This is a genomic window from Jannaschia pagri, from assembly GCF_019655435.1.
GTDB lineage: Bacteria > Pseudomonadota > Alphaproteobacteria > Rhodobacterales > Rhodobacteraceae > Jannaschia > Jannaschia pagri.
This window is the reverse complement of record NZ_BPFH01000007.1, coordinates 80,111-94,103: the sequence shown is the minus strand read 5'-3', so window position 1 is coordinate 94,103 and position 13,993 is coordinate 80,111. Positions and strand designations below refer to the sequence as shown.

General features: G+C 64.9%; 10 protein-coding genes. 1 reads left to right on the top strand and 9 read right to left on the bottom strand.

From position 1 onward, the window contains the following. Positions 1 to 255 precede the first annotated feature (255 nt). From K5R33_RS16500 to K5R33_RS16460, 9 genes are all read right to left on the bottom strand, one after another. Entirely contained in the window at positions 256 to 1,185 is a 930-nt protein-coding gene (locus K5R33_RS16500) for an ABC transporter permease (protein ID WP_220750183.1), read from the bottom strand. A 241-nt stretch (positions 1,186 to 1,426) separates the two neighbouring features. Next, positions 1,427 to 2,575 carry an ABC transporter permease gene (locus K5R33_RS16495; protein ID WP_220750182.1) on the bottom strand — a complete coding sequence of 383 codons (1,149 nt, stop codon included), beginning with the start codon at positions 2,573 to 2,575 and terminating at the stop codon, positions 1,427 to 1,429. Between the two features lie 81 nt (positions 2,576 to 2,656). Further along, a complete protein-coding gene (locus tag K5R33_RS16490) occupies positions 2,657 to 4,171 on the bottom strand; it encodes an ABC transporter ATP-binding protein (RefSeq protein ID WP_255576496.1) in 1,515 nt (504 codons plus the stop codon). Further along, the gene (gene xdhC / locus K5R33_RS16485; protein WP_220750181.1) at positions 4,168 to 5,046 is read right to left on the bottom strand and encodes a xanthine dehydrogenase accessory protein XdhC; all 879 of its coding nucleotides are present in this window, start codon (positions 5,044 to 5,046) and stop codon (positions 4,168 to 4,170) included. The genes K5R33_RS16490 and xdhC overlap by 4 nt, the downstream gene beginning before the upstream one ends. Next, positions 5,043 to 7,352, bottom strand: coding sequence for a xanthine dehydrogenase molybdopterin binding subunit (gene xdhB, locus K5R33_RS16480; RefSeq protein ID WP_220750180.1), 2,310 nt, complete (start codon positions 7,350 to 7,352; stop codon positions 5,043 to 5,045). Before xdhB ends, xdhC begins: the two co-directional genes overlap by 4 nt. Next, positions 7,349 to 8,740, bottom strand: coding sequence for a xanthine dehydrogenase small subunit (gene xdhA, locus K5R33_RS16475; protein ID WP_220750179.1), 1,392 nt, complete (start codon positions 8,738 to 8,740; stop codon positions 7,349 to 7,351). The genes xdhB and xdhA overlap by 4 nt, the downstream gene beginning before the upstream one ends. 110 nt (positions 8,741 to 8,850) lie before the next feature. After that, positions 8,851 to 9,168 carry a DMT family transporter gene (locus tag K5R33_RS16470; protein WP_220750178.1) on the bottom strand — a complete coding sequence of 106 codons (318 nt, stop codon included), beginning with the start codon at positions 9,166 to 9,168 and terminating at the stop codon, positions 8,851 to 8,853. Between the two features lie 382 nt (positions 9,169 to 9,550). Continuing rightward, on the bottom strand, positions 9,551 to 10,018 hold the full coding sequence (locus K5R33_RS16465; RefSeq protein WP_220750177.1) for an SRPBCC family protein: 468 nt from the start codon (positions 10,016 to 10,018) through the stop codon (positions 9,551 to 9,553). A 16-nt stretch (positions 10,019 to 10,034) separates the two neighbouring features. Beyond that, positions 10,035 to 10,367: an ArsR/SmtB family transcription factor gene (locus tag K5R33_RS16460; RefSeq protein WP_220750176.1), complete on the bottom strand. Its 333-nt coding sequence runs from the start codon at positions 10,365 to 10,367 to the stop codon at positions 10,035 to 10,037. Positions 10,368 to 10,470: 103 nt separating this feature from the next. Between K5R33_RS16460 and dnaE the strand changes: the two genes are divergently transcribed. Continuing rightward, a complete protein-coding gene (gene dnaE, locus K5R33_RS16455; RefSeq protein ID WP_220750175.1) occupies positions 10,471 to 13,989 on the top strand; it encodes a DNA polymerase III subunit alpha in 3,519 nt (1,172 codons plus the stop codon). Positions 13,990 to 13,993: the final 4 nt, after the last annotated feature.

Here is a 13,993-nt window from a genome sequence, read left to right as displayed (position 1 = left end):
GACCATCCGCGTGCAAGCGGTGAAAAATTGGCCAGTTATGCTGGCCTTCGTCGGTGGCGCGATGGCTCATTGGGGGCTTGCGAGACGGCCGTCGAATGCACCGATAGACCCAACGCAAGGACGTGGCTGCGGTCTTCCGACCGCCGCTCCAAAACTCAAAACTGCCGGGAGCACGGGCAGACAGCTCAGGACGTGCCAAAACAGCACGCCGTCCGCCATCCTGGGTCCCTGGGTCACGTCAGTCGGTCTGCGGCATCAGGATGCGGGATGGAACGGCTTGCCAAGATCCGCCGGGGCCTGTCCAGCCCGCCCGGCCCGGCGGGAAATCAAAACAAGAACAAGGATCGTCATGAGGTACGGCGCAGCACTCAGGACTTCGACCGGGATACGGGCGCCGGCGGTCTGGAGATTGAGTTGTAAGACCGCAATCCCCCCAAAGAGATAGGCACCGATCAACACACGCTCCGCCCGCCAAGACGCGAACACCACGATCGCCAGCGCGATCCAGCCCGCCCCCGCCGTCATGCCGTCGGTCCATTGGGGAACACGCACAAGCGACAGATAGGCCCCGCCGAGCCCCGCGCAGGCGCCTCCGAAGGCAATGGCCAGCAGACGCACACGCCGCACATTGTAGCCCAGGGCATGGGCCGCATCATGGCTTTCGCCCACGGCCCGCAGGATCAGACCCGCGCGGCTGAACCGCAGGAAGGCCCAAACCCCAAGGCACAGGGCCAATGAGACATAGACCATTGGATCGTGACTGAACACGACGCGCCCGACAAACGGCAAATCGGACAAGACGCCCATGTCCAAGCGTGCCAGACTATCGACCTTGATGCCCACATAGCCCTGCCCCAGCAGGGCCGACAGACCCAGACCGAACAGCGTGAGCGCCAGCCCCGTGGCGACTTGATTCGACAACAGGAATTGGGTCAACACACCAAACAGCAGCGCCATGACCGCCCCTGCCAGGGCCGCGGCGGCGAACCCCAACCAGACACCTCCGGTTTCATGGGCAGCGATGAAGCCCATCACCGCGCCCATGATCATCATGCCTTCGACGCCGAGGTTCAGGACCCCCGCCTTCTCCACGACCATCTCTCCGATGGCCGCCAAAAGGATCGGCGTCGCTGCCACCATCAAAGAGGCGATGAGCAGCGTTGGGGAGATGACGCTCAAATCCATCGGACCGTCCCTCTCAGCGACATGTGACGGGGGCTGCGGGCGCCGCTCGGCCGGGCGAAACCAGTCGCGTCGGGTTGCCATGATCCGACGGTGAGGGTTTTGTGCATGCCCACTCGATGACAAGCGACAACAGGCCCGCCCGTCCAGATCGGCCGCGCGACCGCTGATCCCAATGCCTCCGGCCCGCCCTGCCGACGACAGGACAAAAACGAAAGATTGGGTTCGATCCTTGGCCGCCCAATCATTCCGCCGCTCCGCCCAACGGGGCATCCTCAACGGACCGCGACGGCGAAGCCCCTGACGTCACCGCCTGCCTCCGCCCGATGCTGCGCCGCAGCCGGAAGTTCGCCAAGACATCCAAGGCGAGCAAGAAAAACAACAGCATGCCCTGGAAAGCACTGATGGCCGCGATGGGCAGGCCGAGGTTCGTGGCCACGTTGTCGCCCCCCACATAGGTCAGCGCCATGAGCATCCCAGCCAGCAAGATTCCGATGGGGTTCAGGCGCCCCAGGAAAGCAACGATGATTGCCGTAAACCCATAGCCCGAAGCGAAGTCGATACTGATCTGGCCAGCGGGGCCCGTAACCTCGAACAGACCGGCCAGCCCGGCCAGCGCCCCGGCCAACCCAAGGCAGAATACGACCAGGCGCGCCGGGCGCACGCCGGCAAAGGCCGCCGCAAGGGGGGCCGCGCCGGTCAGGCGGATATGGAACCCCATCAGATGCCGCGTCAAAAAGATCTGCGCCGCCACAACGACCAAAACCGCCAAAAGAACGCCCCAATGGGCGCCGGTGCCTGCGATCAATTCCGGGTTGGCCGCAGCGTCCCACCGGCTGAGATTGCGGGACCCAGGGAAGCCCACGGCGTCCGGATTGCGCAACCAGGAGACGGCGGCAGAGGCCAAAACGTTCTCTGCCACATAGACCAACATCAGCGAGACCAGGATTTCGTTGGTGCCGAAACGGATCCGCAGAAGCGCCGGGATCATCGCCCAGGCAAAACCACCCAGCGCGCCGAAGGCGATCATCATCGGGAAGATCAGGGCCGACTCCGATGGGTAGAACGCAAGGCCAGCGGCGGCCCCGCAGATCGCGCCCATGATGTACTGCCCTTCGGCCCCGATATTCCAAATCCCGGCCCGAAAGCCCATCGCAAGGCCAACGGCAATCAAAATCAGGGGGCCCGCCTTGATAAGCAGTTGGCCGCGAAAGTACCACGCGAACTCACCAAAAATGGGGTCCCAAAAGATCGTGCGGATCGCTTCGAAAGGGTCCGTGCCCAAGGCGGCGAACATGATGCCGCCTGCGAACATGGTCAGCAAAACCGCCAGCAGCGGTGCGATGGCCTGCCATGCCCGCGATGGCGCGACCCGACGTTCCAACGCGATCATCGGCGCCCCCGCCGGGTATGAGCAGGAAAAATCCTTTCAGAAGGATTTTTACGCACGCCCCTCGGAGGTCTGCGCCTGACGTCACACATGGGCAGGCTCCAGATCTCCGGCCCCGCCCAACATCAGGCCGATGCGATCCACCGTCATTTCGGACGCCGGGCGTGGCGGGCTCAACCGGCCCTCGTTCAAGGCCGTAAACCGATCCGATACGGCCAGCAGTTCATCCAGATCCTGGCTGATCACCACGACGCCCGCGCCGCCCGCCGCCAGGTCCATCAAAGCCTGACGGATCGCCGCAGCCGCCGCCGCATCGACACCCCACGTCGGCTGGTTCACAACCAACACGCGGGGCGCTTGCAAGACCTCGCGCCCAATGACGAACTTTTGCAAGTTGCCGCCCGACAAGCTGCGCGCCGTGGCCCCTGCACCCGGCGTGCGCACATCAAAGCGGTCTATGACCTCTTGGGCGAAGCTCCGTGCCGCGCCCCAGCGCAAGAACCCGCGCCGCGCCAAACCTTTGCGTGATACTCCGGTCAAAGCGGCGTTCTCGGTCAGGCTCATGTCCGGAGCCGCAGCGTGCCCCAACCGCTCCTCCGGGGCGGCCAATAGGCCCGCGCGGCGGCGGGCGTCAGGTCCCGCCCGGGAGAGGTCCTGCCCCCCTAGGGTAACCGTGCCAAGGGCGGACAGCCTCTCCCCGGACAAAGCCCCAAGCAACTCATCCTGACCATTGCCAGCGACTCCACCAATTCCGAGGATCTCACCGGCGCGAACCTCCAGCGAAATCTGGCGGAGCGCGGTGCCAAACTGCGTCGCCGGGAGCAGAGACAGATCCGTCACGGTCAGCAGCGCCGCCCCGAGGGCCGAGGGCCGTGCTTGGGACGCTGTAATCTGGGTCCCAACCATGCGTTCCGCCAGGTCCGCCGCCGAAGTCTCGCGGGGGTCACATTGCCCAACGACACGCCCCCCACGCAGGATCGTCGCAGCCTCACAAAGCGCCCGGATCTCATCCAATTTGTGGGAGATGTAGAGGATCGCCGCACCCTCCGCCGATAGCTTGCGGAGCGTGGCGAACAGCACCTCGGCCTCTTGCGGGGTGAGGACACTGGTCGGCTCGTCCATGATCAGAAGACGCGGGTCCTGGAGAAGGCAGCGGACGATTTCGACCCTTTGACGTTCTCCGGCGGACAGATCGCCGACCCGCCGCCCCGGATCCAGCGGTAGCCCATAGGTCTGGGACACGTCCCGAATGCGTTGGGCCAGGTCCCGCATGGGCGGCGGCGACTCCATCCCAAGGCCCACGTTCTCCGCCACCGACAGAGCCTCGAACAGGCTGAAGTGCTGAAACACCATGGCAACGCCAGCGGCCCGGGCGGCGCGGGGCTCCGACGGGGCAAATGGCGCGCCGTTCAAGCGCATGCTGCCCCGGTCTGGCCTCACAAGACCATAGATCGTCTTGACCAGGGTCGACTTCCCGGCCCCGTTCTCCCCCAGCAAAGCATGGATTTCACCCGGCTGGATCTGAAACGAGATGTCCGCGTTGGCAATGACGCCCGGGTAGGTTTTGGTTATCCCTTCGAGGGTCAGCAGCGCGGTCACGGGGGCGTCCTCTGGCCGGGGGGATCCATCGCCCACGACAGTAGACCGCGTGCCACGCCAATCGCAATGGCCTGGGGGTGCTTGCCCAGTGCCCTCTCACCGATGGGACAGGTTATGCGCGCAATGGCATCGGGCCCATGCCCCAAAGCCGACAGCCGGGATCGAAACCGCGCCCATTTGGTAGCCGATCCGATAACGCCGCAGAACCCGAACCCGTGACGCAGCGCCCCGTGGCAGAGCGCCAGGTCTATCTCGTGACTGTAGGTCAGGATGATATGGGCCGCGTCTGGGGGCGCCAAGACCATCGCCTTGGACAAATCGGCGGCAGGGAGGGCGCGGACCTCTGGCGGCAGGTCGGGCAAACGCTCTGCATGGTCGACGCAGGTCACTGACAATTCCGGCAAGGGGGCCAGCAACCACGCCAAGGCTGCCCCCACATGGCCCGCGCCCCAGATCCAAACGGGACGACCGGCATTGGCTTGGGTTTCCATCAGCCAACCATCGACGAAAGCGAATGGCTGGGCATCGGGCTGCGGCGCATCCCCTTCGATCCGCCGCACCCAAGGGTCGGGTGGAACTTGCTCCAAATGCTCCAGCACGAGGATCACAGCCCCGCCGCAACACTGCCCCAAGGCTGGCCCCAGGGGCAGGCGCAGCACGCGATGGCCTCCGTGGCGCAACACCTCGCGGGCAGCCGCCAGAGCCTGCCATTCCAAGGCACCGCCGCCGATTGTGCCCGTAAAGCCATCGGCCCAGACCAACATCGCGGTGCCCGCCGCCCTGGGCGCCGATCCGCGGGACTCGGCGATCAACACGCGGACGGCTGCGCCCTCCCGCGCCAGGACGTCGGCAATTGCGGTGCGCTCTAGGGTCATGCCAAGCGGCGATGTGCCATCAACAAACGTTCCGCCGTCGCGGGCGCATCCAGAGCGGGATACCCCCCTCCGTCCTGTGACAGCGCATCGGACAAGGCTAAAAAGACGCTGATCCCGTGCATGAAGGGCGGCTCACCCACGGCTTTGGAGCGATAGATCGTCTCTTCCCGGTTCTCGCCCTGCCAGAGGAGGACGTTGAGAACCTCGGGCATGTCGGACGCGCAAGGGATCTTATAGGTCGCGGGCGCATGGGTCCGCAGGCGCCCGGCCCCGTCCCAGACCAATTCTTCCATGGTTAACCATCCCGCGCCCTGGGCAAATCCCCCCTCGACCTGGCCGATATCCAACGCTGGGTTCAAGGACGCCCCCGCATCGTGGAGGATATCGGTCCGCAGGATCCGGTTCTCGCCGGTGAGGGTGTTAATCACAACTTCGGAACAACTGGCCCCATAGGCAAAGTAATAGAACGGACGCCCCCGCCCCGCCTGCCGATCCCAAGAGATTTCGGGCGTCGCGTAGAAGCCCGTGGACGACAGTGAAACCCTGGCCATGTAGGCCTTTGCCGCCACCTCCGCGAAGCTGTACTCCGCCCCGGCCACGCGCACGCTATCGTCGGCAAAGATCACCTGGGATCGCTCCGTCTGGTGCTCCGCCGCCAGGAAATCGGCCATACGGTCGCGGATCTTGTCGCAGGCAGCCCGTACCGCCATGCCATTCAGGTCCGCGCCAGAGGAGGCTGCCGTGGCCGACGTGTTCGGAACCTTGCCCGTATCCGTCGCGGTGATCCGAATGCGGGCCGGATCGCAGCCAAAGCGGCTCGCGGCGACCTGCGCCACCTTGGAATGCAGGCCCTGCCCCATCTCGGTCCCACCGTGGTTCAAATTCACCGACCCGTCCGCGTAGACATGGACCAGCGCCCCCGCCTGGTTGAGATGTGTCAGGGTGAAAGAGATCCCGAACTTCACAGGTGTCAGCGCGATGCCGCGCTTCAAGACCGGGTTCGCACGGTTCCACTCCGCCACCCGCTGGCGCCGGGCGGCGTAGTCGCAGGTCGCCGCCAGTTGGTCCGTCATGGCGCCGAGGCAAAAGTCAGAAACCTCCTGCCCGTAGTGCGTGACGCCTGACTTCGATGTTCCAAAAATATGCTTATCCGCTGGCCTGCCAGCTTCGGCGTAGAAATTGAGGCGCCGGACCTCCAGCGGGTCGCGGCCGACCGCATGGGCCACGTGGTCCAACACGCGCTCGATCCCGACCATGCCCTGGGGGCCACCGAACCCGCGAAAGGCCGTGGCCGACTGGGTGTTGGTCCGCAGGCGCCAAGACGTGATCTCCATCGCCGGGATGTCATAGGCGTTGTCCGCATGCAGCATCGCGCGGTCCGCCACGGGCAGGGACAAGTCCTGGGACCAACCGCAGCGCACCCAGTGGCGGAACCGAATGCCCAGCAGACGCCCCTTGGCATCGTGGCCGACCTCATAGCCGATCCGCATGTCATGCCGTTTGCCTGTGACAACGAAATCATCGTCCCGGTCGTACCGCATCCGGGCCGCGCGCCCCGTGCGCGCGGCGGCCACCGCGCAGGCGATGGCCAAGGCATTGCCTTGGCTTTCCTTGCCACCGAAACCGCCCCCCATGCGCCGAACCTCTGACCGGACCGCATGCATGGGCACGCCAAGCGCATCCGCCACCTTGTGCTGAATCTCCGTCGGATGCTGGGTGGAGGTCAGAACATGCATGTCCCCGCCTTCGCCAGGCAGGGCAAGGGCGGCTTGTCCCTCAAGATAGAAATGCTCCTGCCCGCCGACCTCAAGCTGTCCCTGCAGGATGTGGGGCGCCTCGGCGAGCGCAGTGGCAACATCTCCGTCGGACCAGACACGGGGGCCACCGTCGAACCAGGCCTCCGCAGCCAGAGCCTCTTCAATGGTCAGGATCGGCGTGGCCTCGGTGACATCGGCCCTGTGCAAACGCGCGGCGCGCCGGGCTGCCAGGTGGCTTTCGGCGATGACCAGATAGAGCGGCTGCCCCGCATAATGGATGCGCCCCGTACAGAGCAACGGCTCATCATGGTTACTGGGGGAGCAATCGGGCATCGCCGCGAAATCGTCTGCGGTCAGGACCGCCACAACCCCTGGCGCGGCGCGGACCGCGCTCACATCCAGGGCATTCAACGTGCCCGAGGCAACCTCCGACAATCCAAAGGCCAAATGCAGGCAACCCGCCGGGGCGGGAAAATCGTCGGTATAACGTGCCGTCCCCGTGACGTGCAGGCGAGCGCTTTCGTGGGGGAGTGGTTTGGCCACGCTCATGGGCGAACATCCAAAACGTTCACGGAGGCGCCGCCGGTCATCCGGTGATAGGTCGCCATCAGGGTCCCGCGCGCCGCCTCCAACCGGTAGTCCGCGCTGGCGCGCATATCGCTGAGCGGCGTGAAATCTTGCGCCAAGGCCTCTGCCGCCGTCTCGAACAGCTCTTCGGACGGCGCCTGTCCCTCCAACAGGGCCTCGACCGAGGGCGCCCGTTTCGGGGTGCCCGCCATCCCCCCGAAGGCAATGCGCGCGCCGGTGATCACCCCATCCTGGAGCGGCAGGTTATACGCGGCGCAGACCGCCGAGATATCCTGGTCGAACCGCTTGGAAATCTTATGACAATGCAGAGCATCCCGTTGCCGTGGGATTGTGACAGCCTCGACAAATTCGCCGGGGTCGCGGTCTTGGCTGCCATAGGCGCGGAAGAAGGTCTCCAACGGTATGGTGCGCCGACGGGCGCCTTGACGGAGGTGCAATTGCGCACCGAGCGCGATCAACGCCGGCGGGCTGTCCCCAATCGGGGACCCATTGGCGATGTTTCCACCAACGGTGGCCGCATTGCGCACTTGGACTGAGCCGTACCTGCGAAGCAATTCCGCGAAACTGGGGTGATGGGGCGCGATAGCGTGGCGGAGTGTCTCCATGTCGGTCATGGCGCCGATGCGGATGTGGTCCGCGGCCACCTCAACCCCGCGAAGGTCCGCGCAGCGATCCAGGAAGATAACCGTCCCCAGGTCCCGGAACTGCTTGGTGACCCAAAGCCCCACATCCGTGGCCCCGGCGATCAAGGTGGCCTCAGGATCGTCCAGATAGAGATCCGCCAGTACATCCGAGGAGGTCGGGGCGAGGGGGCCAGCCCCCTCGCGCTCCCCCGGCATATTTTCGGAACATCGAAGGGGAGGATCGCGCAGATGGTCTGGGACGGGCGCCTTGGCGGCCTTGGCGGCGGCGCGCAGGATTGGGGCATAGCCCGTACAGCGGCAGAGGTTGCCCGCGATTTGATCGACGTGGTCCGTGTCGCCGCGGGCATGGGCTGCGGCAAGCGTCGTAACGAACCCGGGGGTGCAGAATCCGCATTGGGAGCCGTGTTCGGCGATCATTTCCTGCTGGATCGGGTGGAGCGTGCCGTCCGGCGCGCTGAGCCCTTCGACCGTGCGGACGGCCTTGCCCACAAGTTGGGGCAGGAAAAGAATGCAGGCGTTCAGGGCCCGGGGGACACCATCGGAGCCCGTGACGACGACCGAACAGGCGCCGCAATCGCCTTCGTTGCAGCCCTCTTTGGTTCCCGTTAGGCCACGCTCTGTGCGCAGCCAATCCAAAAGGGTCTCTGTCGGATCGTCGATCCGAGCACGCGCGTCCTGTCCGTTGAGGCGGAAGGAGATGTCCATGGGGTCGGTCCGCCGCCTTACCTGTCCTGCCCGGAAATCCCCCCCGATGCGGCGTAGGAGGGGCGAGCGTCGCACCAATAGGGGACCGGTCGCCCAGCAATTGCAAGCCCCTAGCCCGCGACCTTCAGCAGCGCGACGCCGAGCAAGATCAGCCCGATGGCCAACAAGCGCAAAAATGTCGCGGGATCGCCGAACCAGATGATGCCAAAGATCACCGCGCCGACGGCGCCGATGCCGACCCAGACGGCATAGGCCGTGCCAAGGGGAAGGTGCCGCATGGCCAAGCCGAGCAACCAGAAGCTTCCGGCAGCCGCAACGACGGTCAGGGCCGCATAGCCCGTATGGCGGAAACCGTCGGAGGCTTTGAGCGCCGTGGCCCAGACGACTTCGAGCAAGCCTGCGACAAGCAAGAGGATCCACGGAAGCATCGGCGTACCTTCGATTGTGAGGGGGAGACGCCCGCTCGTTGTGACACACTAAGGGCTCGCCGTGGATTGGCAAACGGCAGCAGGTGAGCACAGCGTTCTGGAGGTCTTAACGCGGTTCTGCTGACGGGCGGGGGACGCTCGAACCTCGGCGGAATGCGCATTTAGCGTACATATCCTGACGAGGGACCGGTCCGGCGCCATCCGCGACCGTTCGGGGCCGTGGCTCGGGCTGCTTTAAGTGTCCCACGCAAAGACCGGCGCTCGCCACGCCCTGTGCAACGCGATCCTACCGATCTGAGCCACCGAGCGACGCAGTCGTGTCCTTGAGATTAAGCCCAACGGATGCGACTTCGCGCACCGATGCCGGTTTGGGTGCGCCCGTTCAGCCCGTTTGCCCCTCAGACACATAAACCTCCAGGTTTGTAATCGCGTGGGTCCATCCGCCTTCGAATTCCGCAAGCATCTCCGAGCCGACGTAGCTGACGATCTGCAACGTCAGCGTGAGCCGCGTCCCGTTGGCGTCGGGCTCCAAATCGGCGGTCGCCAGGGTGACCCCCAGGGGCGCGCCTTCGGCAACAAGCGTCTCGGCATAGGTGAGCCGGGACCCGGGCGCGAGGATGATCCAATCCGTGAGCACGGTCACATAGGGGTTGTCCTTGGGCCCGCAGCGCGAGGTCTCGCGCCCGCCTTCGACCACGGGTTGATCCCCATCGATCAACACCACGCTGTCGGCATCGGGTGGACCCCAGATTTGACGCGCGGCGGGATCGATCAGGGCGTCATAGGTCCGTTGGGGCGAGGCCGGGAGCAGGCGGGAAAAGACCAGGGTCTTTGGGTCGGTGTCGGGCATGGCGGTCTCCTACAGGTCAAGTGTCGGGCGTGTCCGGTTGGGACAGCAGCGCCTCTAGGCGGTTCAGGCGCCCCTCCCACGCGGTCCGTTGACGGTCGATCCAGGTCGTGGCCTCCGACAAGGCCTCCGGGTGCAGCGTACAGATGCGCGTGCGCCCTTGCTTGCGCGTCTGGATAAGGCCCGCCGCCTCCAATCGTGTCAGGTGCTTTAGAAAGCTGGGCAGCGCCATATCGTGGGGATCGGCCAAGTCGGAGACGGTGACCTCGCCCTCGGTCAGACGCGCGACGATGGCGCGGCGGGTCGGGTCCGCCAGAGCCGCGAACAGGGCGTCGAGTTGATGGTTATCCATATGGCTAAGTAAAGGATGACCTGCACGACGGTCAAGATAGTTTTCTTTATGGCTAACTATTCCACCACTTCCTGCGACCGCCTCTCGGGTCTACATCTGGCCCATGTCCGAGCATCGATTCATACACCTGCGCCTGCACACCGAATATTCGTTGTTGGAGGGGGCCGTTCGCCTCAAGAAACTGCCGGATCTGGTGGCCGGGGCCGGGATGCCCGCCGTGGCGGTGACGGACACCAACAACATGTTTGCTGCGCTCGAGGCGGCGACGGGTCTGTCGGGCAAGGGTGTGCAGCCGATCATGGGCTGCCAAATCGATCTGATGTATGACCCGGCCGCCCCTGGGGAACGCCCACGCGACCCGGCGCCCATCGTCCTGCTGGCTAAGGATGAGGGCGGATACGAGAACCTGATGCGGCTCAACTCGTGCCTCTATCTGGAACGTCCCGATATGCTGCCCCAGGTCACGGTTGAGGAACTGGCGGAGTTCTCGGCGGGCCTGATCTGTTTGACAGGGGGGCCTGACGGGCCGCTGGGGCGATTTGTGACGGCGGGACAGATCCCGAAGGCGGAGGCCCTTTTAGACCGGCTACGGACAATCTACGGCGACCGCCTCTATGTGGAACTGCAACGCCACCGCCTGCCGGAGCCGACGGAGCAATTCCACGTCGAGGCCGCCTATGCCAAAGGCCTGCCCCTGGTCGCCACAAATGACGTTTACTTCCCCAAGGCTGAGATGCACGAGGCCCATGACGCCCTGTTGTGCATTGCCGACGGCGCCTACGTGGACCAACAGGCCGCGCGCCGCCGCCTGACGCCGGAACACCGGTTCAAATCAGCGGCTGAGATGGCTGCTCTGTTCGCGGACCTGCCTGAGGCCCTGGACAACACCCTCGAGATCGCCCAGCGTTGCGCCTTCAAGACCTATGGTCGCGACCCGATCTTGCCCAAGTTCGCCGACGACGAGGTCGCGGAATTGCGCCGCCAGTCCCAGGAGGGTCTGAAAGCGCGGCTAGCAGTCATTCCCCATGCCGCCCCGGTGGAGGACTACGAAAAACGCCTCGAGTATGAATTGGGGATTATCGAGGGCATGGGCTTCCCCGGCTACTTCTTGATCGTGGCCGACTTCATCAAATGGGCCAAGGATCATGACATTCCGGTCGGGCCTGGTCGGGGGTCTGGCGCAGGCTCGCTTGTGGCCTACGCGCTGACCATCACAGACTTGGATCCGCTACGTTATGCCCTGCTGTTCGAGCGGTTCTTAAACCCGGAGCGGGTGTCGATGCCTGACTTCGACATCGACTTCTGCATGGACCGGCGTGAGGAGGTCATCCGTTACGTCCAAGAGAAATATGGCCGCGACAAGGTGGGCCAGATCATCACCTTCGGGGCGCTTCTGTCCAAGGCCGCCGTCCGCGACGTGGGGCGGGTCCTGGGGATGCCCTACGGCCAATGTGACCAACTGTCGAAGATGATCCCAGTGGAAGGGGTCAAACCGGTCTCGATCACCAAGGCCCTGGCCGAGGAACCCCGCCTCAGGGAGGAGGCCCGAGAGACCGAGCAAGACCGCCGCGAAGGGCGCACCAACCCGGTGAAACGCCTGCTCGATTACGCGGAAAAGCTGGAGGGGCTGCTGCGCAACGCCTCGACCCACGCGGCGGGTGTCGTGATCGGGGACCGACCGCTGGACCGGCTGGTGCCCCTGTACAAAGACCCACGCTCCGACATGCCCGCGACCCAGTTCAACATGAAGTGGGTGGAGAAGGCGGGGCTGGTGAAATTTGACTTCCTCGGGCTGAAGACCCTGACCCAGGTCCAGAACGCGGTCGAATTGATCCGAGCCCAGGGACGCGACATCCATATGTCCGCCGACGGGCGACAGCTCTATGAGCCTGCGGCAGGCACGGTGAACGACATCAACGCCATCCCGCTGGACGACAAGGCGAGTTACGACCTCTACTCAGCGGCGCGCACGGTGGCGGTGTTCCAGGTGGAATCCACCGGCATGATGGACGCCCTGCGCCGGATGAAGCCCACTTGCATCGAGGATATCGTGGCGCTGGTGGCGCTGTATCGACCAGGGCCGATGGAGAACATTCCGAAATACTGCGAGGTCAAAAACGGCTTGTCGGCGCGCGACACGCTGCACCCCTCCATCGACCATATCCTGGACGAGACCCAGGGCATCATCGTCTACCAGGAACAGGTGATGCAGATCGCCCAGGAAATGGCGGGCTATTCCCTGGGCGGCGCGGACCTGCTGCGCCGCGCCATGGGCAAAAAGATCCAGGCCGAGATGGACGCGCAGAAGCCGATCTTCCTGGAAGGCTCGGCCAAGAATGGGGTGGACGCAAAGAAAGCGGACGAAGTCTGGGCCCTGCTGGATAAATTCGCCAACTACGGCTTCAACAAATCCCACGCGGCGGCCTACGCGGTTGTCAGCTATCAGACGGCCTGGCTCAAGGCGAACCACCCGGTGGAGTTCATGGCCGGGATCATGAACTCTGACATCCATCTAACGGACAAGCTGGCCGTCTACGCCGAGGAAGTCCGCAAACCTCAGGAGCGCGGCGGCCTGGGACTGGAAATCGTACCGCCCTGCGTCAACCGGTCGGAGGCGCGGTTCACGGTCGGGGACGGCAAGCTGATCTACGGGCTGGGCGCGTTGAAGAACGTGGGCGTGGACGCCATGGAGTTGCTGGCGGCGGGGCGCGACGGGCGCGCCTTTGCGACGCTGTTCGATTTTGCCCGCCGCGTCGACCTCAAGCGCGTGGGCAAACGCCCGTTGGAAATGCTGGCCCGCGCCGGGGCCTTCGACGCGCTGGACAGCAATCGCGCGCGTGTTCTGGACGCGTTGGACGCCTTGGTCGGCTATTCGGCGGCGATCCACGAACAACGGGCCTCCAACCAGGTGAGCCTGTTCGGTGAGGCGGGCGAAGACCTGCCAGAGCCCCGTTTGACCAACCGCGACGACTGGCTCCCGGCAGAGCGTCTGTCCGAGGAATTCAAGGCCATCGGCTTCTATCTGTCGGGCCACCCCCTCGATGACTACATGCCCAGCCTCAAGCGCCAGGACGTGAAAACCCTAGCGGAAGTGCAGGAGATGACAGCCGCCGGCCCGCGCGTGGCCAAAATGGCGGGCATCGTGGCCGCCCGTCAGGAACGGAAATCGGCGCGCGGCAACCGCTTCGCCTTTCTACAGGTCTCCGATCCTACGGGGGCCTATGAGACGATGGTATTCTCGGACACGCTGGACACGTCTCGGCAACACTTGGAACCGGGGTGCCGCGTGATTTTGCAGGTGGAGGCCACCCAGGAAGCGGACCAGTTGAAGCTGCTGGCCCGGTCGGCCACGCCCATGGACGACGCGGTCGAAGCCGCCCCCCAGATCGGACTGCGCATCTTTGTCGAACGGCCCGACGCCCTGCCCAACTTGTCGAGCCTGCTGACCCGCGTCTCGACCGAGAGCAGCACGCGCGGGCGCGGCCCCATTCACCTATGTTTATTGGGCGAGGATCTGCCTGGCGAGGTGGAGATGCTGTTGCCCGACACCTATCCCGTGAACCCCCAGATCAAGGGGGCTTTGCGGTCGCTGCCTGGGGTGGCCATGGTCGAGGAAGTCTGACGGG